At 42.1% G+C, this 26,392-nt stretch carries 22 protein-coding genes and 12 tRNA genes; 5 read left to right on the top strand and 29 right to left on the bottom strand.

The annotated features are described in order from the left end of the window. The first annotated feature begins 87 nt into the window (after nt 1-87). From IGJ05_RS00170 to IGJ05_RS00160, 3 genes are read left to right on the top strand one after another with little or no spacing between them, the layout of a single operon-like run. Nucleotides 88-1,065: an ABC transporter substrate binding protein gene (locus tag IGJ05_RS00170; RefSeq protein ID WP_438724969.1), complete on the top strand. Its 978-nt coding sequence runs from the start codon at nt 88-90 to the stop codon at nt 1,063-1,065. Between the two features lie 29 nt (nt 1,066-1,094). Continuing rightward, nucleotides 1,095-2,015, top strand: coding sequence for an ABC transporter permease (locus IGJ05_RS00165; protein ID WP_005229245.1), 921 nt, complete (start codon nt 1,095-1,097; stop codon nt 2,013-2,015). Further along, nucleotides 2,015-2,821: an ABC transporter ATP-binding protein gene (locus tag IGJ05_RS00160; protein ID WP_015510090.1), complete on the top strand. Its 807-nt coding sequence runs from the start codon at nt 2,015-2,017 to the stop codon at nt 2,819-2,821. Before IGJ05_RS00165 ends, IGJ05_RS00160 begins: the two co-directional genes overlap by 1 nt. A 75-nt stretch (nt 2,822-2,896) precedes the next feature. Here IGJ05_RS00160 and IGJ05_RS00155 read toward each other — a convergent pair whose 3' ends face one another. From IGJ05_RS00155 to arcA, 10 genes are all read right to left on the bottom strand, one after another. After that, on the bottom strand, nt 2,897-3,541 hold the full coding sequence (locus IGJ05_RS00155) for a V-type ATP synthase subunit D (RefSeq protein WP_005229243.1): 645 nt from the start codon (nt 3,539-3,541) through the stop codon (nt 2,897-2,899). Beyond that, nucleotides 3,541-4,929, bottom strand: coding sequence for a V-type ATP synthase subunit B (locus tag IGJ05_RS00150; protein WP_005237151.1), 1,389 nt, complete (start codon nt 4,927-4,929; stop codon nt 3,541-3,543). Before IGJ05_RS00150 ends, IGJ05_RS00155 begins: the two co-directional genes overlap by 1 nt. Continuing rightward, on the bottom strand, nt 4,929-6,704 hold the full coding sequence (locus tag IGJ05_RS00145; protein ID WP_438724968.1) for a V-type ATP synthase subunit A: 1,776 nt from the start codon (nt 6,702-6,704) through the stop codon (nt 4,929-4,931). Before IGJ05_RS00145 ends, IGJ05_RS00150 begins: the two co-directional genes overlap by 1 nt. 31 nt (nt 6,705-6,735) lie before the next feature. After that, nucleotides 6,736-7,050: a V-type ATP synthase subunit F gene (locus IGJ05_RS00140; protein WP_016613063.1), complete on the bottom strand. Its 315-nt coding sequence runs from the start codon at nt 7,048-7,050 to the stop codon at nt 6,736-6,738. After that, entirely contained in the window at nt 7,043-8,044 is a 1,002-nt protein-coding gene (locus IGJ05_RS00135; RefSeq protein WP_438724967.1) for a V-type ATP synthase subunit C, read from the bottom strand. The genes IGJ05_RS00140 and IGJ05_RS00135 overlap by 8 nt, the downstream gene beginning before the upstream one ends. A 14-nt stretch (nt 8,045-8,058) precedes the next feature. Beyond that, complete coding sequence (locus IGJ05_RS00130; RefSeq protein ID WP_438724966.1) at nt 8,059-8,649, bottom strand: V-type ATP synthase subunit E; 591 nt, start codon at nt 8,647-8,649, stop codon at nt 8,059-8,061. A gap of 16 nt (nt 8,650-8,665) precedes the next feature. Further along, on the bottom strand, nt 8,666-9,139 hold the full coding sequence (locus IGJ05_RS00125) for a V-type ATP synthase subunit K (RefSeq protein WP_005229236.1): 474 nt from the start codon (nt 9,137-9,139) through the stop codon (nt 8,666-8,668). Next, nucleotides 9,123-11,114 (bottom strand): V-type ATP synthase subunit I, encoded by a 1,992-nt coding sequence (locus IGJ05_RS00120; protein WP_438724965.1) that lies wholly within the window; start codon nt 11,112-11,114, stop codon nt 9,123-9,125. Before IGJ05_RS00120 ends, IGJ05_RS00125 begins: the two co-directional genes overlap by 17 nt. Then, on the bottom strand, nt 11,115-11,426 hold the full coding sequence (locus IGJ05_RS00115; RefSeq protein WP_438724964.1) for a hypothetical protein: 312 nt from the start codon (nt 11,424-11,426) through the stop codon (nt 11,115-11,117). It lies immediately after the preceding gene. 384 nt (nt 11,427-11,810) lie between these two features. Beyond that, entirely contained in the window at nt 11,811-13,028 is a 1,218-nt protein-coding gene (gene arcA, locus IGJ05_RS00110; RefSeq protein WP_438724963.1) for an arginine deiminase, read from the bottom strand. Nucleotides 13,029-13,461: 433 nt separating this feature from the next. Here arcA and IGJ05_RS00105 point away from each other — a divergent pair, with 433 nt between their 5' ends. Then, nucleotides 13,462-15,459, top strand: coding sequence for a beta-galactosidase (locus IGJ05_RS00105; protein WP_438724962.1), 1,998 nt, complete (start codon nt 13,462-13,464; stop codon nt 15,457-15,459). A gap of 535 nt (nt 15,460-15,994) precedes the next feature. Here IGJ05_RS00105 and IGJ05_RS00100 read toward each other — a convergent pair. From IGJ05_RS00100 to IGJ05_RS00070, 7 genes are all read right to left on the bottom strand, one after another. Then, nucleotides 15,995-16,612 (bottom strand): hypothetical protein, encoded by a 618-nt coding sequence (locus tag IGJ05_RS00100; RefSeq protein WP_438724961.1) that lies wholly within the window; start codon nt 16,610-16,612, stop codon nt 15,995-15,997. A gap of 147 nt (nt 16,613-16,759) precedes the next feature. Further along, a complete protein-coding gene (locus IGJ05_RS00095; RefSeq protein ID WP_438724960.1) occupies nt 16,760-17,368 on the bottom strand; it encodes a helix-turn-helix domain-containing protein in 609 nt (202 codons plus the stop codon). A gap of 95 nt (nt 17,369-17,463) precedes the next feature. Then, nucleotides 17,464-19,824, bottom strand: coding sequence for a lectin-like domain-containing protein (locus IGJ05_RS00090; protein WP_438724959.1), 2,361 nt, complete (start codon nt 19,822-19,824; stop codon nt 17,464-17,466). A gap of 5 nt (nt 19,825-19,829) precedes the next feature. Next, nucleotides 19,830-20,852 (bottom strand): DUF916 and DUF3324 domain-containing protein, encoded by a 1,023-nt coding sequence (locus IGJ05_RS00085; protein ID WP_375352182.1) that lies wholly within the window; start codon nt 20,850-20,852, stop codon nt 19,830-19,832. A gap of 128 nt (nt 20,853-20,980) precedes the next feature. Beyond that, nucleotides 20,981-21,808, bottom strand: coding sequence for a WxL domain-containing protein (locus IGJ05_RS00080; RefSeq protein ID WP_438724958.1), 828 nt, complete (start codon nt 21,806-21,808; stop codon nt 20,981-20,983). A gap of 46 nt (nt 21,809-21,854) precedes the next feature. After that, entirely contained in the window at nt 21,855-22,673 is an 819-nt protein-coding gene (locus tag IGJ05_RS00075; RefSeq protein ID WP_438724957.1) for a WxL domain-containing protein, read from the bottom strand. Nucleotides 22,674-22,685: 12 nt separating this feature from the next. Then, the gene (locus tag IGJ05_RS00070; protein WP_225001433.1) at nt 22,686-23,054 is read right to left on the bottom strand and encodes an LPXTG cell wall anchor domain-containing protein; all 369 of its coding nucleotides are present in this window, start codon (nt 23,052-23,054) and stop codon (nt 22,686-22,688) included. Between the two features lie 731 nt (nt 23,055-23,785). Here IGJ05_RS00070 and IGJ05_RS00065 point away from each other — a divergent pair. Further along, a complete protein-coding gene (locus tag IGJ05_RS00065) occupies nt 23,786-25,081 on the top strand; it encodes an ISL3-like element ISEfa11 family transposase (protein WP_438724956.1) in 1,296 nt (431 codons plus the stop codon). A 151-nt stretch (nt 25,082-25,232) separates the two neighbouring features. Here IGJ05_RS00065 and IGJ05_RS00060 read toward each other — a convergent pair. From IGJ05_RS00060 to IGJ05_RS00005, 12 genes are all read right to left on the bottom strand, one after another. Continuing rightward, nucleotides 25,233-25,317, bottom strand: a tRNA-Leu gene (locus IGJ05_RS00060). Between the two features lie 27 nt (nt 25,318-25,344). Next, nucleotides 25,345-25,415 (bottom strand) — tRNA-Cys (locus IGJ05_RS00055). Nucleotides 25,416-25,456: 41 nt separating this feature from the next. Further along, nucleotides 25,457-25,528 (bottom strand) — tRNA-Gln (locus IGJ05_RS00050). Nucleotides 25,529-25,538: 10 nt separating this feature from the next. Further along, nucleotides 25,539-25,611, bottom strand: a tRNA-His gene (locus IGJ05_RS00045). A gap of 29 nt (nt 25,612-25,640) precedes the next feature. After that, nucleotides 25,641-25,714 (bottom strand) — tRNA-Trp (locus IGJ05_RS00040). A 5-nt stretch (nt 25,715-25,719) separates the two neighbouring features. Further along, nucleotides 25,720-25,800, bottom strand: a tRNA-Tyr gene (locus IGJ05_RS00035). A gap of 1 nt (nt 25,801) precedes the next feature. Next, a tRNA-Phe gene (locus IGJ05_RS00030) sits at nt 25,802-25,877 on the bottom strand. Nucleotides 25,878-25,913: 36 nt separating this feature from the next. Beyond that, a tRNA-Asp gene (locus IGJ05_RS00025) sits at nt 25,914-25,987 on the bottom strand. Nucleotides 25,988-25,991: 4 nt separating this feature from the next. Further along, nucleotides 25,992-26,064, bottom strand: a tRNA-Val gene (locus tag IGJ05_RS00020). A gap of 23 nt (nt 26,065-26,087) precedes the next feature. Beyond that, a tRNA-Glu gene (locus IGJ05_RS00015) sits at nt 26,088-26,159 on the bottom strand. A gap of 11 nt (nt 26,160-26,170) precedes the next feature. Further along, nucleotides 26,171-26,259: transfer RNA gene (locus tag IGJ05_RS00010), tRNA-Ser, on the bottom strand. A gap of 48 nt (nt 26,260-26,307) precedes the next feature. Beyond that, nucleotides 26,308-26,381, bottom strand: a tRNA-Asn gene (locus tag IGJ05_RS00005). Nucleotides 26,382-26,392: the final 11 nt, after the last annotated feature.

Here is a 26,392-nt window from a genome sequence, read left to right as displayed (position 1 = left end):
TCGAATCCATTTAGACGATTGTCTGAATGGATTTTTTTGTTCAGGTAAACCCCCATAAAAAAAGAGACGATCATAGGAGGAATTACAATGAAAATGAAAAAATGGATCACGACTGGGTTACTGACAGCTTCCCTACTGGCATTGGCAGCTTGCGGAGAATCAAGCAACACTTCGGAAGAAAACGACGGAACAAAAACAGTCGGTGTCTTACAATTGGTCGAACATGGCTCCTTGAATGCAGCCTACGAAGGGTTCAAAGAAGGCTTAGCAGAAGCGGGCTACACGGAAGGTGAAAACCTAACGATCGAATACCAAAATGCGCAAAACAGTCAAGACAATTTAAAAAGTATGAGCGAACGCCTAGTGAATGCCTCACCAGATCTTTTATTAGGCATTGCCACCCCTGCTGCTGTATCTTTAGCAAATGAAACCACCGACACCCCAATCGTAGTTACTGCCGTCACTGACTTAGTTGGAGCGAAATTGGCCGATTCAAATGAAGAACCTGGTCGCAACATCACCGGTACTTCAGACATGGTGCCGATTGAGCAACAGATCAACTTGCTGTTAAGCATCGTGCCTGATGCCAAAACGATCGGCATTATGTATAACGCAGGTGAAGCCAATTCAAAAATCCAAGCTGACTTGGCAGAAGAAGCCTTAAAAGCTGCGGGCGTTGATGTAAAAGTATTGACCGCCAATACAACCAATGATGTGCAACAAGTAACCACCAGCCTTGCAAAAGATGTTGACGGCATTTATGTTCCAACAGATAATACCTTTGCCTCTGCTGCTGCAATCGTCGGCGAAGTGGCCAAAGAAACCAAAACACCGATCGTCGCTGGTTCCGTAGAACAAGTCGATGATGGTGCCCTAGCAACTTACGGTATTGATTATAAATCCCTTGGCATTCAAACAGGGAAACTAGCAGCGAAAATTTTGGATGGCGATGCAGAGCCAGCAACGACGCCCGTTAAAACAGCGGATAATTTAGAGTTAGTCGTCAATGAAGAGATGGCTGCTGCTTTAGGGATTGATCCTGCCAGCATCACTGCACCAGAATAACCATACTAACTTAGATTTGAGGAAATCATATGAATTTAGTCGACACATTCTTGCTCTTACTACAATCTGCCACCTCTCAAGGGATCCTTTGGGCATTGCTGGCGATTGGTGTATTTTTAACCTTTCGTATTTTAGATATCGCTGATTTAACTGCTGAAGGGAGTTTCCCTTTAGGCGCTGGGATCGCAGCAATCAGTATTACGAATGGTCTCTCGCCTATTTTAGCGAGTCTGATGGGCTTTGGCGGCGGCATGGTAGCCGGCTTAGTATCTGGCCTGCTGCACACAAAACTAAAAATCCCTGCCTTATTGGCGGGGATCATCACGATGACTGGACTGTATTCCATCACAAATCGTGTGATGGGTGCTCCCAACATCGCCTTGCTGGGGCAAGACACGGTCTTCACCCAATTTCAAGCCATGGGACTGACCAAAAACAATGCCGTGATTCTTGCAGGCTTTCTCTTCGCGGCAATCGTCATTTTGTGCTTGTTCCTCTTTTTCCGTACAGAGATCGGCTTAGCATTGCGAGCGACGGGCGATAATTTAGCTATGAGCGAGGCCAACGGCATCAACACTGATAACATGAAGATTATCGGCTATATGATCTCTAATGGCTGTATCGCCCTCTCTGGTGCCCTCTTAGCCCAAAACAATGGCTTCGCTGATTTGAACTCAGGGATCGGTACGATCGTGATCGGTTTAGCATCGATCATTATTGCAGAAGTTTTATTTGCCAATAAATCTTTGCTTTTGCGATTGATCACCATCGTGATCGGGGCAATCGTTTATCGCTTTATCTTGGCCGTCGTATTCGAATTCAATGTCGAGGCCAACGATATCAAATTGGCATCTGCAATCGTCTTAGTCATCTGCCTCTCCTTACCGCAGCTTCGTTCAAAACTAGGACTTAAAAAGATGCTGCCAAAAACCAAAGGAGGCCAATCCTAATGACTTCAGTCTTAACAATCGAGAATCTACACCAAACCTTTGAAAAAGGAACGATCAATGAAAACCATGTCTTGCGAGGCATTGACCTGACGATGAATACCGGTGATTTTATTACGATCATCGGTGGGAATGGTGCTGGAAAATCGACCCTCTTAAACAGTATCGCAGGAACGATCCCAACAGAACAAGGAAAAATCACCTTAGATGGGAAAGACATTACCCGTTTATCCGTGACCAAACGGTCAAAAGATATTAGTCGGGTCTTTCAAGATCCACGTATGGGGACCGCGGTTCGTTTGACCGTTGAAGAAAATTTAGCATTGGCTTACAAACGCGGCCAAGTCCGCGGATTTGCGACAGGCGTCAAAGCGAAAAACCGCGCGTTTTTCCAAGAGAAGTTAGCCAGCTTAAACTTAGGCTTAGAAAATCGCCTTTCTGCTGAGATCGGTTTGCTATCAGGCGGACAGCGGCAAGCTATCACCCTCTTGATGGCAACGTTGCAGCAGCCTAAATTGATTTTATTAGATGAGCATACCGCAGCCCTTGATCCTAAGACCTCATTGACGGTCATGGCATTGACCGATCAGTTGATTCGGTCCCAACAGTTGACGGCTTTCATGGTCACTCATGACATGGAAGATGCCATTCGTTATGGCAATCGCCTGATCATGCTTCATCAAGGCAAGATCGTCGTAGACATTGCCGGTGAGCAAAAGCAGCATTTGACGGTCCCTGAATTGATGGAAATGTTCCATCAAAATAGTGGTGCTGAGTTGAAAGATGACCAACTGCTCTTACGCTCTTAATAAGCAAAAAAGGCACGTAGAAAGAATCTCCTTTCTACGTGCCTTTTTGCTGTAATCACACTGCTTGCAAAAGCCTTACTTCGCTTCGTTTTCTGCAATGATGTCCGTTACCTTCATCAAGCGAGTCAATGTTGCTCGTTCGTCTTCTGCCAGATTGCTTTCGATGTATTGAATGGTTTCTGTCAGCTTGGGAATCGTCATATACTCTAACGCATTGACTCTTCGTCTCGTCCGTTCGATCTCATTGGCCATCAGTTGACAGGTTTTCTCGATCTCGGCCAACTGCAGCATCACTGGCAGCATTTGATCCAGATGGGACAACGAGAGATCCAGCTCACTGGTGGTACTCACAAAACCGTAGGAAAAATCATCATCCGAGCTTTCTTCTTCGTAAACAGGGTTCAACACTGGCACATCCATATTCATGATGGTTCGGCTTTGCACATCTAAGGTCACTTTATTCAAAGGGATCATAAAGGCTTCTTGCAAAACAACATCGGGAATACTACTAGAAGCCAGCACATACTCTTCCATTCCTGCTTGCAATGCGGTCTCCATCTTTTTACGAAGTTCCTGGTTTTTCTTTACTAGCTGAATGAACTGACGTACTAGCTCATCTTGCTTGTCTTTCAATAATTTGTGACCACGGGTTGCCGTCGTCAGCCGCTTTTTCAAACGACTTAGTTCCATCCGTGTCGGATTGACATTTAAGATCGCCATTAAGAACTCACATCCTCGTCCGTTGGGTAATAGGCGTCGATAAATTCTTCTTTGATACGGCTCAACTCTTGTTTTGGCAAGGTAGCTAATAGCTTCCAGCCTAAATCTAACGTTTCTTCAATCGTCCGATTGGTTTCAAATCCTTGATTGACGTACTCTTTTTCAAAAAGATCAGCAAAGCGCGCGTACTTTTTATCAAGGTCAGATAAGGCAGACTCCCCTAAAACGATCGATAGCTCTTTGGCAGCTTTCCCATCGGAATAGGCGGCATAGATTTGATTCATCGTTGCCGCATGATCGGCACGGGTCTTACCTTCTCCCGTTCCTTTGTCCTTCAACCGTGAAAGACTTGGTAAAATATCCACTGGCGGGTTGATATTACGCTTGTAAAGGTCCCGCGACAAAATAATTTGTCCTTCCGTGATATAGCCGGTCAAATCAGGAATCGGGTGGGTTTTATCGCCATCTGGCATCGTTAAGATCGGTATTTGTGTGACCGATCCTTCTTTGCCCATCAAACGTCCTGCCCGTTCATACAGCGTCGCTAAATTGGTGTATAGATACCCTGGATAGCCGCGACGTCCTGGAACTTCTCGGCGGGCAGCGGAGATTTCTCGCAACGCTTCACAGTAATTCGTCATATCGGTCATGATCACTAAGACGTGCATGCCTTTTTCAAAAGCCAAATACTCTGCTGCGGTCAATGCCATCTTAGGTGTAGCGATCCGTTCGATTGCTGGATCATTGGCAAGGTTCATAAACAAAACAGAACGATCTAACGCACCGGTTTTGCGAAATTCATCCACGAAAAATTCAGCTTCTTCAAAAGGGATCCCAATTGCTGCGAAGACGATCGCGAAATTGCCTTCTTGGCTAGGTACTGTTGCTTGTCGTGCGATTTGAGCAGCGATCTCTTTATGAGGCAAACCAGACGCAGAAAAAATTGGTAGTTTTTGTCCACGAACTAATGTATTTAAATGATCGATCGTTGAGATCCCCGTTTGGATAAATTCATCTGGGAAGTCCCGCGCCATCGGATTGATGGCTTCACCGTTTACATCGATGCGTTTTTCTGGCAAGATTCTCGGGCCATTATCTTTTGGTTTTCCTAAACCGTCAAACACCCGACCCATCATATCTAGAGAAACTCCTAGAGTCAAACCAGTCCCTAGAAACCTTGCTTTGCTTTCTTCTGCACTCAAATTACTGGTACCTTCAAAGACTTGGACAACAGCATTGTCATCACTGACTTCCAGTACTTGTCCTTGACGGATCTCGCCTGTGTCCATGCGGACCTCAACGAGTTCGTCGAATTTCACGCCTCGAACATTTTCGACCACCATTAAGGGGCCAGCAATTTCGGAAACTGTACGATATTCTTTTAACATCAATGAACACCTCCAGTTTCAATGATTCGTTGTAACATTTCTTTGATGTCATGCTTGATCGTATCCAAGCGAGTCAATTCTTCTTCAGGAATGTATTTGCTGCGGGCGATGCGCTCACGCAGATCAACCGTTCCTTTGGTGATCTCATCTAAGTAAGCACCTAGCTGCAATGCACGCTGTGCTTGTTCATTAAAGTAGAGAATGTTTTCCAGCATATTGAACTGCTTGTTGCGGGAAGTGTACGTATCAACGTCATCGAAGGCGTTTTGCTGCAAGTAGTCTTGTCTTAAAGAACGAGCAGTCATCATCGTCAAGCGGTCTTTCTGGGAAAGAGAGTCCATCCCTACCAGCTGAACGATTTCTTCTAATCGGCTTTCCTCTTGGAGAATCGCCATGGATTCATTGACTAGCTCCGACCAGCGATCACCTAATAATTGATCCAAATAAGAATTGATTTGATCCTCATAAAGGGAATAGGAATTCATCCAGTTGATGGATGGAAAATGCCGCTTTTGCGCCAACATACTATCCAATGCCCAAAAGACTTTCACGATTCGCAAGGTATTTTGAGTGACCGGTTCTGAGATGTCTCCTCCAGCAGGTGAAACCGCACCAATTGCGGTAATGCTTCCTTCCCGAGGTTGCGTGCCTAATGAATGGAAACGCCCTGCTCGCTCATAGTATTCCGCAATTCGACTTCCAAGGTAAGCCGGATAGCCTTCATCTCCTGGGATCTCTTGCAAGCGCCCACTCATTTCTCGCAGCGCTTCTGCCCAACGAGAAGTTGAATCTGCCATGATGGCAACACTATAGCCCATGTCACGGTAATATTCCGCGATCGTGATTCCTGTATAGATCGAGGCTTCCCGAGCAGCAACTGGCATATTCGACGTATTGGCGATCAATACCGTTCGTTCCATGATCGACTTGCCGGTATTCGGATCGATCAACTCAGGAAATTCGTTCATGACATCCCGCATTTCGTTGCCCCGCTCACCGCAACCGACATAGACCACGATATCCACATCTGACCATTTAGCGATCTGATGCTGAACGACTGTTTTTCCAGCACCAAAAGGTCCAGGAACAGCAGCTGAGCCGCCTTTTGCCACTGGAAAATAGGTGTCGATGACTCGCTGTCCAGTGACTAGCGGTTCTCCTGGATTTAATTTAGCAGTAACTGGCCGCGGTTGACGCACTGGCCATTTCTGAACCATCGTCAAGGATTTTTCACCATCGATGGTTTCTAAAACACAGATCACTTCAGTAATCGCAAAATTTCCCACCATGATTTCTTTGACGGTTCCTTCATAGTTTGGTGGCACCATGATCTTATGCTCGATCACCGAAGTTTCTTGTACTGAACCTAAAATATCACCGGCTTGTACAGTATCGCCAACTTGTACTTGTGGGACGAAGGTCCATTTCTTTTGGCGATTCAGTGGATCGATGGTGACCCCCCGCTCCAAAAAATCACTCTCTGTTTGCGACATAAATGTATCTAATGGTCGTTGGATCCCATCAAACATCTGAGTCAACAAACCTGGTGCTAGTTCGACAGACAATGGTGCGCCTGTCGTTTCTACGGGCTCGCCTGGTCCGATCCCCGCTGTTTCTTCGTATACTTGGATCGAAACCAGCCCTTTTTTGATCTCAATGATCTCACCGATAAGGCCCTTGTCACTGACTTTGCAGATTTCGTGGATTTTTGCGCCACTTAATCCTGAGGCGGTGACCAGTGGTCCCGATACTTTTTCAATTGTGCCAAATGCCACATTTATTCCTCCTAGCTGGCTGACTTGTCTGTTATGAATCTAATATATTCATTCCTACCGCTTTTTCCACATTTTGCTGAATGCGTGCCATGCCGATCCCTAAACTACCCGTACTACTTGGAATCGGAATGATCGCTGGTGTCGGTACTTCTTCGTAACGACGAACGATCGGTTCTAATTGTTCGATCAACCGCTCGGTCAAAAAGATCACACCATACGCTTCAGCTATCTCTTCTAATTGTTGGGCGGCTTCATCCAAATCGCTGACTGGAAAGATATCGATCCCCAGCCCTTTGAAAGGCAAGATCGAGTTCTTACCACCCATCATTGCTATTTTTTTATGCATAACTATCACGCACCCGACTTCTTAAAATCTCTTCTGGCACCTTATTGATTTTACCAATCAAGAGAATACGCAAATTCTTGCTTTCAATTTCCTTGGCATACAGATACCCTGCCAATGCTGACGGCCCAAAAGGCACGATTTTTTGTTCTTTGAGCTTCGCCATTAGAAAATTGTCTTTACGTATATCAAAGGTATTCAAGGTCTTCTTTTCTACCAATTCTTCATAACTATGATTGATCAGCTCTTTATAAGGGGTTCCTTGCAAGTATCCCACAAACGCCTCAAGAGAAGTCGTGATTTCTGCTAACAACTCACTTGCAGGTAAATTCCCATGGTCGGCTAAAACTGCGCTGATAAAGCCGCGCTTGCGTTTCATCGCGTAACTGCGCAACGTTGTTGAAATATTGAAGATATCGATTTGACGGCGAATCAAGCTTTGCAGCAACTCGTCTTGGTATTCTTTACCGATCGTCCATAATTGCTCCCAATAATGGTTGTCAAAGATGATATCGATGGACTGGACTTCATGATAGTTCTCAATATAAGAAAAGACTTCTTCCACACAGGCAACCATTTCTTGCGCGACCTGAGTACTTTTTCTGGTCTTGACCAGATATTTAAGGACGGAAAGTGGCTGGGTGCCGATTGGGACGAGATACGCCGAAAAATCTTCTTGCATATACGCCGCTTTTACTAAAACTTTCAGATTTTGATAGTCATATTTCAAAGCAAAGAAATCAACGATCGCTTTTTCTGGTGTCAACTGATACATCGTTTCGTATACCCGTTTCAACTCAGCCATCAGGACTTGTTCAAAATCGTGTACACGATCATCTTCATTGATGAAGTCACCATAAACCGTTTCTTGCAGCATCCCATAGATTTCCTCTGCGCTGGCAGCTGAGAGCATTCGCTCATAGCGACTACGATCGAATAATTGCGATTCATACGTCCGAATTCTCGTATTCAACGTATTATATTTGATGTCATTCATCTGTTTGCACCTGCTTACTGTTCAAAAATCAATTGCAGTAACGTATTGCTTAACTCTTCTTTGTTGGCTTCTAGTAGCGCATCAAAGGTAAAATTCAACTCAATTGCTTCTTGTCGCAACAAAAAGCCACCCTTGCGAGGGATCGTTTTATTTACCAGTTTCAGCTGAACCTCTGGGACCGATGCTTGCAACTTAGTAAGGAATTCCTCATCTACGAAATGACGGGACTTCTCGCCTAAAAGCAACTCGACCTCACCAGTTAACCGTGCATTCGCCAAGCCTTTCGCGATAAACGTATAAAATGCTTCTTGATCCATCGTGTTTAAACGGGTCAGAGCCTCAGAAAACAGCTCATCTAAGACGGACTGCTTTGCTGCCAAGACCTTGTTTCTTGATTGGATATGCACATCTGAGATTTCCAAATACATCGCCGCACGTTTTTCTTTTTCATAAAAAGCTAACCGTTCACTAAGCTCTTTTTCTAACTGTGCTCGTTTTAAATTTTCTTGGTTTTCACTTTCTTTTTGTGCTTCTTTGATTTGAAGCTGGTATTTCTTCTCCGCATCAGCGGTTATTTTGTCAGTTAAACGTGTAATATCAGACATTCACTTTTCCCTCCTCTTAATTCAAGACAAGCAAGAAGGAAATAACGAACCCTAAAATACAATACGTTTCCATCATCGCTACCAAGATAATTCCTTTGGTCACATGTTCTGGTTTTTTGGCTAAAATCTGCATCGCAGCACTTGCGGCACGTCCCTGCCATTTACCAGCGATAATTGCTGTTAACGCGATCGGTAATGAAGCGATAAACAAATACAACCCGCGATCGAATGAGATCGAACCACTGATCTGACCAAAAATCATAAAGGAGATTACGAAACCGTATAGGCCCTGGGTACTAGAAAGCAATTCCAAAATCAACGCTTGCCCGAATTTCTCTGGCTGCTCTGAGATCAAGCCTGATGCTGCTTCACTGGTCATCCCAACACCGATTGTTGATCCGATACCACCACAAATCGTTGCGGTCGCTACACCTAAAGCTGCAAAAACAATTCCACCATTTTCGTAAAAGAAACTAATCCAATTTTCCATTATTATCCTCCTGTAACTTTTCTTCTGAGATGATCTCTACATAATTTTCATTTGATTTGAACGGGTCAAAGGCACGTCCGCCCCCCGTAAAGAATTTTCCGAAATACTCTAAATACTGCAAGCGGATACCATGAACATACGCACTAAGGTAACTTAAGAAAATATTCAGGCCATGTAGCGCCACAAATAATAAGATACCGACGGTAAACCGAGCTGCTGGCGGCAAGTAGCTAATGATCAAGTTGAAGGCTGAGGCGATACTTCCGCCGGCAACCCCTAATGCCATCAGACGGGTGTAACTGATCAAGTCACCAACATAATTGGTCACATCCATCAATCCGTACAATCCAGAACCGATTTTTCCTGCCAACGTTTTTCCTTCTAAACTGCCTCCGATTGCCACTGCTAAAAGACTGACAGCGATCATTACGATCCCAATCGTTTGTAACGGGGTGTCAGGGAAAAGCAGCATTCCTGCGGCGACAAAAACGACACTGATCAAAAAGACGATCCACGAACCGGCTTGGAACATCGCAGCCAGTTTCTGATCTTTTTTCTTCCATAAAATATAGAATTTCAGCGCCAAGCCAAACATGATCTGAATGTACCCAAAGATCACGGATAAGACTAAGATCTGATTGACATCATCCTGGGCAGACAACAGTTGGAATGAGAATTCAAATCCAAAGAAGTTGCCATAGATCAAGCCCCAAATAATCGTAGGGATCGAGCACAACTGAAAGAGAGTCAAGTTTTGTTCCAGCCCTTTGCTGAGGTGGAACAGCTTTTTCCCCAGAAATGTCGCCAGAAACAAGAGCAATCCATAGCCAAAATCGGCAACCATCATCCCGAATGCCACCATGTAAAAAGGCGCCATAAATGGTGTCGGATCTAACTCGTCATATTGCGGCAAGCTGTACATCCGAACAAGTCCTTCAAAAGGTTTGATCCAACGTGCGTTTTCTAATAAAATCGGCACATCAGCCAGCTCTTTTTCCGTCACTTCTTGGTATTCGAGGTAATAGTTATCCGTGGTCCCTTTTTTGATACGTTTTTCTAATTCGGCCGCCCCATCAACAGGAACCCAGCCAGAAATCGAGACCGCATGAGTCGAACGCAAAAGCATTTTACTGCTTTTTAAGCGGGTGATCGCTCCATCTAAATACTCGGCAACGATCCGCAAGGTTTCTTGCTCTTTTGTCATCGCACCAAGAGAAGCTTTGATTTCTTTTTCTTCATCAATTAGACGTTGGGATTTTTCTTTCATCGTTTGCAGATCTTCTTCTGGAATACCCTCATAAGGATAGATGTATTGCTCGAAGGCTGCTTTCTTTAGAAGAGTAGTTACTTTTTCTTTTACATCTTTATGGAAAAGTACCAATAAGTAAGTTGTCGTTTGGGATTGATAAATGGTTTCGACATAGACAAGCGGCAGCTTTTCACTGTTGGTCGTAAAGTCAGCCATTTCAGAAGTAGGAATCGATCCTAACAAGCCACCTGATTTTTTTAATTCTTTTAACACAGCTGGGCGCTCTTTGAAGTACTTCCAGATCGACAGCTCTGCTTCTTGTGCTAATACATCGCGTTTTTCTTGATCAATCAAGCGAAGACGTTTGTCTTGTTTACGAAGGGTTTGGCATAATTCTTGCCAAGGATAGGTGTGGGCTGTTTCAGCCAATTCTTGAAGGGTGTATTTTTTGATTGGTTGCCGCAGTTGTGCCAGCATTCCTTTTTTGGGTACATATTCTTCTAAAAAATTTAAGCTCCAGTTGACTTGACCAAACTGGTTCTCCATTTCTTCTTCAGACTGTTCCTCGCGAACCGGTGTCAAAACACCCGTCGTTTCTTCAGAATCATAATATTTTTCCGAAGAAAGCAGTTCTACGCCTTGAAAGTCTTGCAGCTGCTCTAAAACAGCTTCTTTCTGATCGTAAAAGGTCAACAGACTGAACTTTTGCATTTTTGCAATTGCCATTTATGTCACAACCTTATTTATTATTATTGCTAATGCTTCTTCTTTCAATTCATTAGGAATCGTTCGCAGTGTTTCCACTTCTGCTTTGGTCTTAGCCAAGAGTGGTTCCTTAGACTGTACCAACTCAGCTGCGATTTTTTGGTTGATTGCTTCTTTTTGTTGGGCTTCTTTTTCTGCCAACTCTTTTTTAAACGCCTTCAACCGTTCTTCTATTGCTTGTGCCAATTGTTTTTTTTCTGCTTCTGCTTCTTTATTTTTATTTTCCGCAAATTGCTCTGCTTCTTGTAATAATCGAATGGCATCTACTGTCATTTTCTCACCTGCTTTCACTTTTTTTCCGCAAAAAAAACCACTACAAATCAAGCATATGGCATTCGCTGATCGTAGGGTGTCAAAAATCAATAAGTGGCAAATACCTTCACCTATTTCCGTTTTCTAATATAACCGTAACATAAATTTTGCGATAGAACAAGGTTCCTAGCGTTTTTTTATAGTCTTTACATATAAAAGTCACAAAAATTACACATTTTCACAAAAAGAAATCCTTTTCATTTTATTGGGGGTTAAATGATGACAAAAAAGAAAGATTAGAAACAAAATGATGTTTCAAATCTTTCTTTTAGTTTTTTCTCGTCTTTTTCTTAACTTAAATGCTTCTAAAGAAAAGACAAGTATTTAAAATAACAAAGCATCGACCTACTCACGTATAAACGGCATACTCATACAGCGGGGGCCCCCACGTCCGCGAACCAATTCGCTGCCCGAGATTTCATTCAAAATGACTCCTGCCTCTTTTAACAGCCCATTGGTAATGGTGTTGCGGTCATAGACCACGACTTCTCCAGGTGCAATCGCCAAGGTATTAGACCCATCATTCCATTGCTCTCTAGCTGCCGCTGCTAAATCGTCGCCACCACAGCGGATCAAGTGTACTTCAGGCAAATCTAAATAACGGCAAAGAATGTTTTCCAACGTATCTTTTTCCTCATATACTCGCACACCGTCCTTGTGTTTAGTGATTGAATACAGCGAAAGTTCTCCCTCGATTTCTGGATGGATTGTGAACTTATCATGATCCACCATCGTGAAGACCGTATCTAAATGCATAAATTTTCGTTCCTCGCCGATATTAAATGCCAAGATATGTTCGAAACTCGGTTCTGTGGCAAAAATCGTTTCGGCAATTTTTTCAATTGAGGCAACTTCTGTTCGTTGAGAGATCCCGATCGCTACGATTTTATCTGATAAAATCAGCTGATCCCCGCCTTCCATCCGCGTCGTTTCGTCCCGATGATACAAAAAGTTCGTCTCATTGCGGGCAAACATCGGATGGTGCGTAAAAATTTGTTTTCCGTAGAGGGTTTCCCGTCTTCTCGTTGCAGAATACATTCGATTCAAGGAAACACTGTGTCCAATCGTCGCAAACGGATCTCGCGTGAAATACAAGTTTGGCATTGGATCGATCAAGAAAGGATATTCTGTTTCAACGATTGCCGTTAAGTTACTGGCTTTTGAAATTTCTACCTCACTTTTTTTCAAGCCCGCCATCGTATGATCGATAAAGGCGCGATTGTCTTTAATCGACAGGAAAAAGTTGCGCACTTCGTTGCGAATCTCTTCATCAAGGATCGTTGTCTCATTTAAATAGTCTTCTAAAAAGGCCTCTTTGGCACCAGTTGTTGTCAATGTTTCAGCAGCTAGATCCTCCAAATAAAGGACTTCCACCCCTTTGCTTCTTAACGTATCCGCAAAAAAATCATGTTCTTTTTGCGCTTGGGTTAAAAAAGGAATATCATCAAAAAACAATCGATCAAGATAATCCGGCATCAAGTTTTCTAATTCTGCGCCTGGACGATGCAACAGCACCCGTTTTAAAGGGGCAATCTCAGAAAAAATCTGTATTGGCTGGTTCATGAACTTGTCTCTCCTTCTTGGCAATTTTGTTGAATAACTTATGTCATTCATTTTTTATGATTCCTCAACACATAATTATTCATTTCTTTGACTCATCGTGTTTTTTCTACTCGTGATTCAAAGTTTTTCTGGATCATATAGTTATAAACATGCATTTTAGCAAAAAGAAACCCTCGATAAAAAAACAACTAGCTGAGAATATAAATTCTAGATACTTTAATTTACCGCCTTTTTCAATTGTATATTTTTGTTAAAAAAACAGCAAGGCAAAAGAACTGATGGACGATAGACCTAGCTGCGAAACCAGATTGAATTATTTTTGTTTTTTTGGATCATTTCATGATTTTCAAATGATACCGCTATCAAACAGATAAATTTTTGATATGATTCAAGTATCTTGATGCTAAAAAAACGTTTATAAAGGAGTGATTTGATGAAAACGCAACGTCAACTTTACTATGGTGCCGACTACAATCCTGAACAATGGTCTAAAGAAGTCATTCTTGAAGATATGCGCTTAATGAAAGAAGCAGGTGTGAACTATGTAAGTATCAATATTTTTGGCTGGGTCAATCTGCAGCCAGATGAATCCACCTATGATTTTGATTTTCTGGACTGGTTGATGGATCTTTTATATGAAAACAATATCATGATCGACCTAGCCAATGGAACGGCTTCGCCTCCCGCTTGGCTTGTTCAAAAACACCCTGAGATGCTGCCTGTGACCATTCATGGCAATCGACTGGTTCATGGGGCGCGCCAGCACTACTGTCCGACTTCCCCTATCTATCGTCAATATGCCACCGATTTGTCAGAAGCAGTCGCAAACCGTTATGCCAATCATCCAGGGCTAGTCATGTGGCATATCAATAACGAATATACCTGTCACATCCACGAGTGTTATTGCGATCATTGTCGGAAAAGATTTCAGACATGGTTAGCAGAGAAATATCAGAACATCGCTGGATTGAATGATGCTTGGTCAACCAAGTTTTGGAGTCAATCCTATGGCAGCTGGGACGAAATTTTTCTACCTGAAGCGATGCCGACCTTCAAAAATCCTGCGCAGCAGTTAGACTATCGCCGTTTTCTTTCCGACATGAATCTGGAGCTCTATCAACTCGAAAAGGCGGCGATCGCAAAATATTCCCAAGGCATCCCTTATATGACCAATCTTATGGGCTTGCACAAATACGTGGATGGGTTTAAATGGGCACCCGAAATGGATGTAGTCAGCTGGAATTCGTACCCGAATCCCTTTGAAAAGATCCCTTACCCGCAATTTCTTGCTAACGATCTAACTCGTAGTTTAAAGAAAAAACCTTTCTTGATCATGGAGCAAGCCACCAGCGCCGTTAATTGGCGGCAAATCAATGGTGCCAAGACACCCAACCAGCTGCGTCTTTGGAGTTATGAAGCGCTCGCTCATGGCGCTGATGGCATCATGTTCTTCCAATGGCGGCAGTCTCGTGGCGGTGCGGAAAAATTTCATAGTGCGATGGTGCCACACGGAGATCCTCATTCAAGCCGTATCTTTCGTGAATGTGCGCAATTAGGCAACGAATTTTCGCAACTGTCGGAAATTGTTGGGACGCGCTTCTTGGCTGATGTCGCGGTTGTCTTCGACTGGGAAAATTGGTGGGCGCTGGAGTTGGATGCCAAACCAAGAACCTTAAAGTACATTCATCAGTTACGCAGCCTGTATGCCGCGCTAAGGGCGTTAAATTTGAGCGTAGACTTTGTCCATCCTTCCGAATCCCTAGACGGCTATCCTTTAGTGATCGCCCCAAATCTCTATTCAGCACCCGAAGCCTTCGGCAAGAAGATCCATGATTACGTGCGACAAGGCGGCATCTTCTTGACCAATTTCTTTAGTGGGATCGTCAATGAATATGACCAAGTCTATCTTGGGGACTATCCAGGACTGTTTAAAGACACCTTAGGGATCATTGTAGAAGAGTTTTACCCAATGAAAGCAGCTACCCATCACCAAATTGACTTCCAAGGTCGTCGGTACAGCAATTCTCTATGGGAGGAAGTCATTCATCTAAAAGGTGCGAAAGCTTTGGCAACCTTCCAATCCGGTTATTTGTCCGATAAGCCAGCCATTACTATGAATCAGATCGACGATGGGTATGCGTATTACGTGGGAACAGAATTGAATCAGCGGGGACTAATAACTTTTTTATCAGATATTTTAAATACTAACCAATTAAAAACGAATGCTCAAAACTTTCTAGCCTCACCGACTGACCTTTCAGTGACTTGTCGTCAAGGAGATCACTTCACTTTCGTGTTTCTTTTGAACCATACGGATCAGATTCAACAAGTTGATTTTTTAAAAAAAGGGTTTTCTCTATTAACTCAAAAAGAGGTGGATCGAATCCAATTAGCAGCTACAGAGGTAGCTGTGATCAAATTCAGCGAATAAATCCAAAAGAACACTTTCTAAGTCCCAAACTTAAAAAGTGTTCTTTTAGGCTGCTGACATTATAGATAGCAAAAAACATATTGAAAAACTTCATAATCTATAGAAAGATTCCTAATAAGCAAAAGTCATAAGGGATAGTTTAGTTTCGTTATTTTTTTATTAATAACTTTTTAGCTAAATAGACGAAATTTTGGTTGCTATCTTATAAAAATAGCTCGTACTCAAATTTACCAATTATAATTCGATCTTTCATGGTGGTTTCGTCATTCTCTTTATGGAAAAATAAATAATTCTACCTTATGAAACGATTTTACATTAGTTAAATGTATACACGTTGGTAATGCGTTTAGTGTTCTGCTTTCGCATCGAACCTACCGATCCATAAGCATTATTCTCAGCCACCTAAATAGCTTCAGGTGATCCTATTGTTCTATAAAAGACATGTAACAGATAGATTCATTGAGTTTTCGCAAAAACTATCTTATAGCCCATCTCTAAAATATTCCTTTTCACACAATTAATTAATAATTATCACTTACATTGATTTTTCTAAATCTTTTACTATTCTGATTCCTAGTTGCTGAATCGCTTGCTCAGAAACGTTTCTCCCTAATCTATAAACTGGCGGTTGAGCAAATGTCTGTACCCATTGTTGATCTGTCACGATAACTTGTTTTATGTTAGCTTCTTCGAAAGTTTGATTCTTTTCAGAAATCACCTGAATTCCTTGTCGATTTAACCACCCGTTCAATTCATCTTGGATCCATTGATTTACTTTCCTTGGAACCTTCCAATAATAATGAATACCTAAGCATCTGACCAATTGATTTTTTATCTCAACTTTTCCCAGCGTTATTAAGTAATCAATCGCTTTTGTAGATAGGCCTTCTCTATATAATAGATTATTCTCTACTACTGCTGATTTGTCTCTTTGAGAAATTCTCGAAGTAATAGGTATTTGAAACAATCTATCTAATAGCATGCACACTAGTGTAAGTCTTGAAAAGAGCTGCTCATCTGTAATCTTTAATTCATAATTACTCGTAATCTCTTCTACAACATCTGAAATTTTGAAGGGAAACCTTTTTTCTAGCCAGTCGTTCTTTAGTAAAAAAGACAAAAGTTCTTCTTCATCCATCATTAAAAGATACAAAAGGCAATATTCCTGATCAGAAATAGATATACGGTAACCAAATAGAGTGATCGTAAACTCGGTATGTTCCTTAAATCGACGACAGAAATCACTAAATACCGGTTTTTCAGTTAACTTTCCCCCCTGAACCTCTCGTAAAATAAAAACTCAGAACCATTGCTTAGCTCTGGAGGTATCGAACAGGCTCGGACAATGAATTTCCATACCATTATCTAATTCGTCGTAAAAATGATAGGGTTGTTCATCTTCTCCAAAATAAAAAGCATGATAAAAACAATGAAGGCTCTCTTCAGAGCCTATCATTCGCCATGGTTTCTCACTAAAAGATAAATCATAATCTCCAAGAACTTTTTCTAAGTAACGGCGTTGCTTTTTGAATGTTTGGCTCCCAAATCCTGTTGTCTTCATCCAAAACTCTTTGATATTCGGTGCTTGTTGACAAAGTAGATGAAGAAACAAAAGATTCGCGTCTTTCAACAATAGCGATTTTTTTCGCTTTTGATAGCTAGCAAAATTAATAATCGTTAGTTCATAGCCATTGCTTGTAGCATGAATCGAAATTTCTTGATGAAAGTAATCACGTATACTTTCGATATCTGAAACGATCGTTCGTCTTGAGTAGCCGCAAACTATTGCTAAATGATCACCACTTGTAGGTTTATTTTCCTCAAACTGTCTTAAAATGATCATTTGCCTTTTAAGAGCTGTTGAATGAAGACATTTTATTAATAAAGAATTTTCTTCAACATCAAGCACTAAAACCACCTCAATGACTAATTAAAACGGAAGCTGTCGATTTCTCAAGCAGCTTCCATTTTTATTATACTTTATTAGATGTTTGTACGTAACGGTTAAGGAACAAATCTAAGTTCCCATTCAATCGTTGCACGATACGTAGCTTGCTTAGGATCTGCTCCGATCGGAACCTCTAATTTCACACTATTTCCCATCGTATTTAAATCCCCATAGCGTTGTACCCAGGTCCCTGTCCCCTGATTGTCTAAAGCTGAAGCAATAGGTGTAGGAATACCCGGTTCGATTTTTGCAGTTTCGTTATAAGTTGGTGGCACTGTTGATTGATTCATTGAATTTGTCACCATCTCGATATTCTCTAATAATATTCGCGCTCCTGGCAGTGAATCTCCCTCATTGCTCTGGAAACCATTTTCTGTCATTGTTGCTGTAAGGGTCCACCCATCATTTATTGCTCGACGGTCAGAAATCTGTAGATAATTTGGTCGTTCCTCGGTCGGATTTCCTTGTGGGTCAAGCAACCGTTGTGGCCGAGCAGGGTAGGTCGCTGTTCCGGCGCTAATACTTACATCACCAAAAATGTATTGAGAAACAAAATCAATACTGATCAGTCCTTGGTCTTCATCGATTTCAGGTGGATTTTCTGGTGAAACCTCATTGTCTGGATCAGTAGGATCGACAGGAGATGGTACCCCCATCATACGATAGACAAGAGTATATTCTTGTTCTTCACGTAGATGTCTCGTAGACAATGGTTTGTCGTCTGCTTCAAACTGAAATGCGTAGTTTTCAATCTCTATGACAGGGATTTCAACCTCATCATTTACATATCCATTTAGTTGAACCGAAGGGGCTCGCTCCTCGCCATCTTCGTCAACGTAGTGAACATTGATTTCTGATTCTGCACGTTTAAAATAATAGGTTACAACTTGCCGCTCTGCATCGATTGCAATCTGATTGGTTGCTGGATCAAAATTCTCAGAGTCTGTTTCAACTCGGACAAAGTCATATCCTTTTAAATATGGTTCATCCTCTGTCCCTGAACGAGGATCAAGTGTCACCGTGGTGCGCAGCGGTTCATCAAGAAAGGCGGTCGGCGAGATCTCCTCTTGGGTATCTATATCTCGGTAGTTGACTTCCACTTCCCCTGTTCCGATTGTGTAAGTCATACTCTCAAACATGAATGCATGAAGATTGTTTCTGGCACCGGTACTGCCGGCAATAAGAAAAGAAGAGGCTGTTACTTCAGGATTTTGCCAATCCCTTACATCACGACGCCAAGTTTGTCCTTTATAATCAATAACGAACCAATGTCCTGTTTCGTCTGGCAAATAACTTACAGTGATAGGTTCATAGACACCATCAATGTTCCCAGTCCTTCTTGCACGAGCCTCGTCATTGTTCCCCCACCAAGTAACGATATTGTTCGGTGAAGGATGGTAAACGTAGCCAGCAAAAGGAGCATCGCTTAATCCAGACGGATCTCGTTCTATTCTTACTCCATCTATTGTATCTGTATTTCGGTTATAATTCGAATCTAACTTAAAGCCAAAAGTATCTGTTAAACCACCAAGACCCATTCCATTTCCACGTACCCCAAGGGCATCATTTTCAGAATTATGAAAACCAAACGCCATCCCATCTGCTCCATTATCATTTGAACCAATATTAGCCCGCCCCTTTAAAATGAATGGCTGATTCACATTAAGTTTTTCTTTCAGTGTCACATTTCCAACTGAATTATTCGCTGCCGGAGTCAATAGTAAGTAACCAGTCTCTTGATTATAGTTCGCACTTCCATGTACCTCAAAATGCTCTAAGAAATTATCTTTATTTACAGTCATATTAAGAGCATTTGAATCATCTCTTGCAACATCCTGTACAAGTGCAGCATCTTCAGTGTCCTGGCCTTCTGGCAATGAATCTTCATTATCCGCTTCTTGGTCTTCTATAGCAGCATTTTCTTGCTCTTCTTGGTCTTCCTCAGTCGGGTCTTCTGCTTTTTCTTCCACGAGAAGAGATAATTCCGTATCTTCTTCGATCAAGATCGTATATTCGCCGCTTTGTGTCACACGAATAGGAAGCGTGAATTCATCAATTGCTTCTTGGCTATCAAGGAGCAATTCATCTTCCTTTTCTCCTTGAGTGACTGATAGTTCTGACGTCAGTTCTGAAAAATCGATTGCAACTGCTTCAGGGATCGTTAAATGAACCATTTGAATCAGCTGATCGACAGAAAATGTGAAAGTAAGTAATTGATCCACTTCCCCCTGAAGCGTTTCTTGTTCGAGGGAAAACTGCGGTTCCTCATTCGTTTCTGTTTCCGATGTATCATTTGTTTCGATTGCTGTTGAAAAAAGGGAGTCTGCATTTAATATCGTCATTGTTGTGAACAAGGGTACAACAGTCAGTAACGTGACGAAGCCCCCAATCATTTTTTTTCGGAAAAGTGATTTCATTTGTTTCACTCCTTCGATTCACTATCCTGCGTTTCTTTTTTTTCTTGTTTCGAGCGATAGATCATGTATGCTAGGATCCCCAAAAGGACGACGGAAACGGCAATGGCTGCGATCATCCACCAATTGATGCTGCGGTCGATTGAAACATCTGTCTCATTCAATTGTCGAGCTTCCTCCGCCTCAACTGTAAATGTCTGTTCCCACGTCCATTCTTCCTCTTCTGAACGAGCCGTCAAGTTCAAGATATACTCTCCTGTACGAAAACGATCTCCCTCAAGAGGAATCGGGAAATTCATATGGGAATTAGGTGCCATTTGCATTCCGCTTCGGTTACTTTCATACAAGATTTCCTCACTGTTGCTAGCACGAATACTCGCCTCTACCTCTAATCGATTAACAAAAGTCGACGTGTAGTTTTGGATCGTTGCACTAAAGACATTGCGGTAATTGACTTGATCCGCAAATACATCCAATAACTCTAATCCCGGATCCGTGGCAGAACGGTTGTTGCTGACCACCAAACCAATCACATAAGAAAAAGCATTTTTGATCCCTAGTCCTTCTTCCTGACTACTCTGGGTGTCTTCAGAAGGCACTTCTTGGATCCGAATCCCTCCAGCTAATACCCCTTCAAATGCCTCTTCCGGCATCGTGATCGGAAAATGGATCGTTCGTTTTTCCAACGGTTCTAATGTAATCGTTCCCGGAGCTTCTACCAACTCATCGATCATCGCAGGTAATGTGGGATCAGGTGTTTCTGCATCCTTAGCATACTCCACAACGCCATTGACATTCGTAAAAGCAGTATGAACGGTGATTGCTATCTCAATGGCTTGATCTGAACCGTTTTGGATCTCCAAGCCTAATTCGTCCTGGTCTCCCGCACCTATGTTCAAATCAAAGTAGCCGCTTGCCCCTCCTGCTAATTGACTGTCCGGTAAAATCGGCGTCACATAAAAATTCAATTCTGAATCGGTCTCAGCAAAGCCCTGTAAAGGGTTAATGAATAGCGTTACTAGGAGGATCAATCCTGTTAGTAGTTGTCGCCAGCTTGTTTTTGTTCGTCGTTCGCTCACTAATGGTTCTCCTTCCAAAAAAGGCGGGAATAAGTAGCTACTCCCACCTACAATTGTTGCTTCCTTCAAGTCTCTTCTATTTATTCTCCCGGAATATACTCTCCGGCACCATCTGCAGTATCAGATAAGATCCATTCCATAGTTGCTTGATAGGCAACATTAGCCTCAGGCATCGTTGTGCCTGGAATATGCAACTTGATGGCGTGATTTCTAACAGGGCCGTCTAGCTCATCACTATTGAAGTCAGCCGTCAATTCGTCTTGATCTCCCCAAATGGTTGAAGAGCTACCTCGTCCATGTCCTGCCGCTGCAGTCATCATCGGCACTACAGAATCGTCAGATTCTAAGATCAAACTGCCGTTTTCCCCGTTCACGATAGGTGCTAATGCTTGGTCTCCTTTGTCCTCATTAAATCTCTTTTGAGCGTTGATAAATTCAATCCGAGCACCAGTTAATTCGTCATTTGGATCTGTTGCTGAAACAAATGGGGATAACGAAACCGTTAAGTTCCATCCTGAATCTTTATTCCCACGCGTATCTTGGACTTGGATAAAGGAGACATAAGGTACTTTATCCTGAGTTCCGGTAACTGTCTGCTCCTCAGCGATCATGGAGTACGCTTGGTCTTGTGTAGAGATCGGGTTTGACCCAAAATCAAATACAGAAGGTGCATAAGAAATCGTTAATGGTCCCTTTTGTGGAGATGGATTTGGTCCCAAATCCACATCTGGTTCTTCAACTGGCGGTTGAACAACAACGTCTTCATCTCCATCACCTGTAAAGGTAACAGTGTTCTCTGTGGTGGTATTTCTGATTTCCTTTACATCATCATCCGCGAAGGCTTGAATGCCACCGGCTAAAATCGTAGAGGTCAAAACTGCAATCGTTGCTAAACGAATCATTTTCATTTTTATTTCCTTCTTTCTTGAATTAATTTCTTCTCTTCTCTATCGTTTATTCTGGAACGCTTTCGCCTGCTTCATCTGTTGTTGAAGTCAAATTCCATGTCAAGGTTGCTTCATACAAGGCCGCATCTTTCGCAGTTGCACCAGGCACCCACAATTGGATACCGTCGTTAACCACAACTTCTGCCCCCGCATTTACTTGCGCAGTAATAGCTACTTGGTCTCCCCATACAACAGAAGAAACACCGGCACCTTTGTCCTGGCCAGCTGACATCACAGTCATTGCTCCTCCGTCCGCGTCCAAGTACATACCAGCTTGATGAATGGCTGGTACGTTTTCTTCGTTATTGCCTTTGTAGTCGAGGGTTGGTGCCTTAAATAAAAGACGTGCACCACGCAATTCATTATTCAACGTACCTGATTCAAATTTACTCAACGAAACTTCTAGCTCCCAGCCTTGATTGTTTCCGCGTGTATCTTGAACTTGAGCAAATGAAACATAAGGAACTTTATGTTCATCACCTTCTGTGCCAGTTCTTTGTTGCATTTCAGCAACCATATCATAATAGATATCTTGATTCGAGATGACTTGTGTACCAAAATCCATAGTTGGTGCATATGCTATTGTCAAAGGTCCTGTTTGTCCCCCTGGAACTGGATCAATATCGACATCTGGTTGGTCGACCGGTGGTTGAACGATGGTCTCTTCGTCTGTGTTAGGAGCAAAAATGATTTGGCCATCTGTTTCCACATTCAGTGCTGGATTTGCACCTTCCACTTCCGCGATACCATCGGCAAAAGCAGAAATACCTCCAGCGAAAATTGTTGCAGTAAGAACAGTAATAGTAGTTAAACGTAAGAATTTCATGAGTTTTCTCCTTTAATGGTTTCTTGTAATGAGTAATGATTTGTACTTAGTCGGCATTTTTTTCAAATAACGTATGCCAACAATCAGTAGAAAAATAATACCTAAAATGATGTACCCGGGGTTTTGTAAGTCATTGGTCTGCGGCAATCGGTTTCCTGGTCTAGAAACAACCGGAGGCTTTTCGATTGGCTCACTCCCCTCTGGGGGTGGTGGCTCGGGTTGTCCTATTGGTTCATAAACACCCGTAAAGATCACTGAGCTTTCAGTTTCAACTGATTTAGCTTCTTCCGCGTTAACTTTGTTTGTAGAAAATGCTAAAAGTTGGAGCATAATTGCGAGCACTAAACAACTATTAATGACCCGAATGTTTGTCTTTTTCATTCTCCCTCCTCCTCTGAATTGTCTAACTTCAAAAACCATCGTTATTAGATCAGCAATTAATAGTGTCTCGATTCTCAAGATGCAAAAACAACCTGTGATTCGGTTTTAAATCAGATCGCTTTTTTTTGTTCATGTTACATGTGATGGTTTCTAAACTTGACATTCATCACTATAACGATAAATCAGATAAAATTAAAATAGAGAAATTCACCTATAGGTGAATTTCTCTATTTTGAAAAGTATTTCCTATTATTAAATAACATAAATGGCTATTAAGTGAAGCAAATAAGAACGGTTTTTCAGATAACCTATACTTTCTTTTGAAAACAATTCGGTCCAAGATATCAAGCACTTAAAGGTATAGAATATCACACTCTAATAAAAATAGTATTCTGCTATACCATTTTATTGACAATATATTCCTCACATAGATTATCAAGTTATCTCTAATTATCTAAAAACTATATTTTATAAACTTTACTCAAATCTTTCCATCCCACGGAAACTATATGGTGACAATTACATCCAGTCAGTTTTCAATCTTAATAAAGATCTTTCTCGTTTTAAAATCTTAAATGTTAGTTCTTAAAATAAGGGCTCTATAATGTATGGGACTGATGAATCAGAATTGATTCTTCAGCCCCATTTTCATTTTAGGTATTAAAAAACATATCGTTCTCTAGTATGATTAAATCACCACAAAATAAACAACTGAGAGGACGATATGCTATATGAATGATTCTATCAAAAAAATGCTGAGAATAATAGAGAAAGATTTGATGATTACAGAGGTCTCTTACGAGACCCTTCAGAAGAAAAAGACGTTGGTCGTCGATGCTGTTCTCTCGCCTACTCCTCGTGCTTGTAGAAGTTGTGGTTCTACTGTGGTAGATGGAAACGGGAAAGCAATTATAGTGAAAAATGGGAAGAAGGAAACGATTGTCCGTTTTGAACAATACAATCATATGCCTTTGGTTATGCGCCTAAAAAAGCAGCGCTATACCTGTAAAAACTGCCGAACCCATTGGACTGCTCAAAGTTATTTTGTCCAACCCAGACATTCAATCGCAAATCATGTTAGATATAAAATTGCTTCTTTACTGACTGAAAAAGTATCTTTATCTTTTATTGCGAAAAGCTGTCAGGTATCTTTGACCACCGTTATTCGTACATTAAAAGAGTTTAAAAGCTATTTGCCAAAGCAGTCTAAGAAGATTCTCCCCAGAGTATTGATGGTTGATGAATTTCGTTCGCACACTTCCATAGAAGATAAGATGAGCTTTATTTGTGCAGATGGCGAAACAGGAAAATTAATAGATGTTTTGCCTACGCGTAAATTACCCCGATTAACAAGCTATTTCTTAGGTTGTACCAATCCAGAAGAAGTAGAATTCTTGGTTACAGACATGAACGCTGCCTACTTCCAGCTCACCAAACGTGTTCTGCCAAATGCGAAAATAGTGATTGATCGGTTTCATATTGTCAAACACATGAATCAAGCGTTCAATGAGTTGCGTATCCGTGAAATGAATGAACTTCGTAAAGCAGGACAGAAAAGCCAGGCAGAAAAACTGAAAAAGAACTGGCGCTTTTTGCTAAAAAATCGTGCAAGCATCAACCATTATGAGTACAAAACATGGAAAAGTTTCCGAGCACCAAAATACCCATTTCTCACTGAAGCAATGATGATTGATCGATTGCTTGAGTTTTCTGCGCCCCTAAAGGAGGCGTATCCCTTTTTTCATGAATTAGTCGAAGCCTTTCGAGACAAAGACCCTGACTTATTTTTCTCCTTATTGGCAGAACTTCCCGAAACGTTAGATGACGGCTTTCGGGAGAAGCTTCAAAACCTTCTGACCTATGAAGAAGGCATCACCAACGCAATGATCTATCCTTATTCCAATGGAAAAATAGAAGCGAAGAATACCCACATAAAGACAATGAAACGAGTATCCTACGGATTTAAATCATTCGAGAACATGAGAATTAGAATCTTTTTGATCAATCAATTAATCAATGTAAGATAACAAAAAATCTGAGCCAGAATCTGGTTCATTCTGACCCAGATTTGATTTTGCACAACTCATCAGTCCTTATTGACAAAGAGCCAAAATAAGTGATTCTTACTTTATTAAAAACAAAAAACAGCAAATCAATTAAGATTTGCTGTTTTTGAGATACCGGCGGCCGGGGTCGAACCGGCACGCCCTCAACGGGCACTGGATTTTGAGTCCAGCGCGTCTGCCAATTCCGCCACGCCGGCATGTTGAAAGGTTAGTATTTAGTACTAAGGCGGTAACCGGATTTGAACCGGTGATGAAGGTTTTGCAGACCTCTGCCTTACCACTTGGCTATACCGCCATTATACTATTGTTGCAATCTACAATCAAGTGAAGATTGTACTGGGGTAGCTGGATTCGAACCAACGCATGACGGAGTCAAAGTCCGTTGCCTTACCGCTTGGCTATACCCCAAAAATGAAAGGGCGAGTGATGGGAATCGAACCCACGAATGCCGGAGCCACAATCCGGTGCGTTAACCACTTCGCCACACCCGCCGTGATAAGAAAACTGTTGAAATATATAATGGCAGGGGCAGCAGGAATTGAACCCACACTAACGGTTTTGGAGACCGCTGTTCTACCTTTAAACTATGCCCCTATGAATGGAGGAGAGTGGATTCGAACCACTGAACCCTAAGGAACGGATTTACAGTCCGTCGCGTTTAGCCACTTCGCTACTCCTCCATGGTGGCGCGGGACAGAATCGAACTGCCGACACATGGAGCTTCAATCCATTGCTCTACCAACTGAGCTACCGAGCCATATAAGAAAATATAAGTTTTACAAAAATAATGAAACGGTCTGGACGGGACTCGAACCCGCGACCTCCTGCGTGACAGGCAGGCATTCTAACCAACTGAACTACCAAACCGTAATGGGGGTTAACGGGATCGAACCGCTGACCCTCTGCTTGTAAGGCAGATGCTCTCCCAGCTGAGCTAAACCCCCGAAGGTTGTTCATTAAATTGTAATGATCCGTACGGGATTCGAACCCGTGTTACCGCCGTGAAAGGGCGGTGTCTTAACCACTTGACCAACGGACCTAAATTTAAAACGGAGAGTAAGGGATTCGAACCCTTGAGACAGCGATAGCCATCTACATGATTTCCAATCATGCTCCTTCGGCCACTCGGACAACTCTCCAGCCTAAAAGAAGCTCATTACTCTTGCTTGTTTTCTCTTATTAGAGAACTCCGGCAGTAGGACTCGAACCTACGACATCATGATTAACAGTCATGCGCTACTACCAACTGAGCTATGCCGGAAAAATTGAAAT

This window comes from Enterococcus sp. AZ167, from assembly GCF_051714025.1.
GTDB lineage: Bacteria > Bacillota > Bacilli > Lactobacillales > Enterococcaceae > Enterococcus_D > Enterococcus_D casseliflavus.
The sequence above is the reverse complement of the archived record's forward strand: the minus strand, read 5'-3'. Positions and strand labels throughout refer to the sequence as shown.

Bases quoted from the DNA above. Each gene is read 5' to 3' on its own strand.
- IGJ05_RS00170 (WP_438724969.1), top strand. From the start codon at position 88: ATGAAAATGAAAAAATGGATCACGACTGGGTTACTGACAGCTTCCCTA.
- IGJ05_RS00165 (WP_005229245.1), top strand. From the start codon at position 1,095: ATGAATTTAGTCGACACATTCTTGCTCTTACTACAATCTGCCACCTCT.
- IGJ05_RS00160 (WP_015510090.1), top strand. From the start codon at position 2,015: ATGACTTCAGTCTTAACAATCGAGAATCTACACCAAACCTTTGAAAAA.
- IGJ05_RS00155 (WP_005229243.1), bottom strand. From the start codon at position 3,541: ATGGCGATCTTAAATGTCAATCCGACACGGATGGAACTAAGTCGTTTG.
- IGJ05_RS00150 (WP_005237151.1), bottom strand. From the start codon at position 4,929: ATGTTAAAAGAATATCGTACAGTTTCCGAAATTGCTGGCCCCTTAATG.
- IGJ05_RS00140 (WP_016613063.1), bottom strand. From the start codon at position 7,050: ATGCATAAAAAAATAGCAATGATGGGTGGTAAGAACTCGATCTTGCCT.
- IGJ05_RS00135 (WP_438724967.1), bottom strand. From the start codon at position 8,044: ATGAATGACATCAAATATAATACGTTGAATACGAGAATTCGGACGTAT.
- IGJ05_RS00130 (WP_438724966.1), bottom strand. From the start codon at position 8,649: ATGTCTGATATTACACGTTTAACTGACAAAATAACCGCTGATGCGGAG.
- IGJ05_RS00125 (WP_005229236.1), bottom strand. From the start codon at position 9,139: ATGGAAAATTGGATTAGTTTCTTTTACGAAAATGGTGGAATTGTTTTT.
- IGJ05_RS00120 (WP_438724965.1), bottom strand. From the start codon at position 11,114: ATGGCAATTGCAAAAATGCAAAAGTTCAGTCTGTTGACCTTTTACGAT.
- IGJ05_RS00115 (WP_438724964.1), bottom strand. From the start codon at position 11,426: ATGACAGTAGATGCCATTCGATTATTACAAGAAGCAGAGCAATTTGCG.
- arcA (WP_438724963.1), bottom strand. From the start codon at position 13,028: ATGAACCAGCCAATACAGATTTTTTCTGAGATTGCCCCTTTAAAACGG.
- IGJ05_RS00105 (WP_438724962.1), top strand. From the start codon at position 13,462: ATGAAAACGCAACGTCAACTTTACTATGGTGCCGACTACAATCCTGAA.
- IGJ05_RS00090 (WP_438724959.1), bottom strand. From the start codon at position 19,824: ATGAAATCACTTTTCCGAAAAAAAATGATTGGGGGCTTCGTCACGTTA.
- IGJ05_RS00080 (WP_438724958.1), bottom strand. From the start codon at position 21,808: ATGAAAATGATTCGTTTAGCAACGATTGCAGTTTTGACCTCTACGATT.
- IGJ05_RS00075 (WP_438724957.1), bottom strand. From the start codon at position 22,673: ATGAAATTCTTACGTTTAACTACTATTACTGTTCTTACTGCAACAATT.
- IGJ05_RS00070 (WP_225001433.1), bottom strand. From the start codon at position 23,054: ATGAAAAAGACAAACATTCGGGTCATTAATAGTTGTTTAGTGCTCGCA.
- IGJ05_RS00065 (WP_438724956.1), top strand. From the start codon at position 23,786: ATGAATGATTCTATCAAAAAAATGCTGAGAATAATAGAGAAAGATTTG.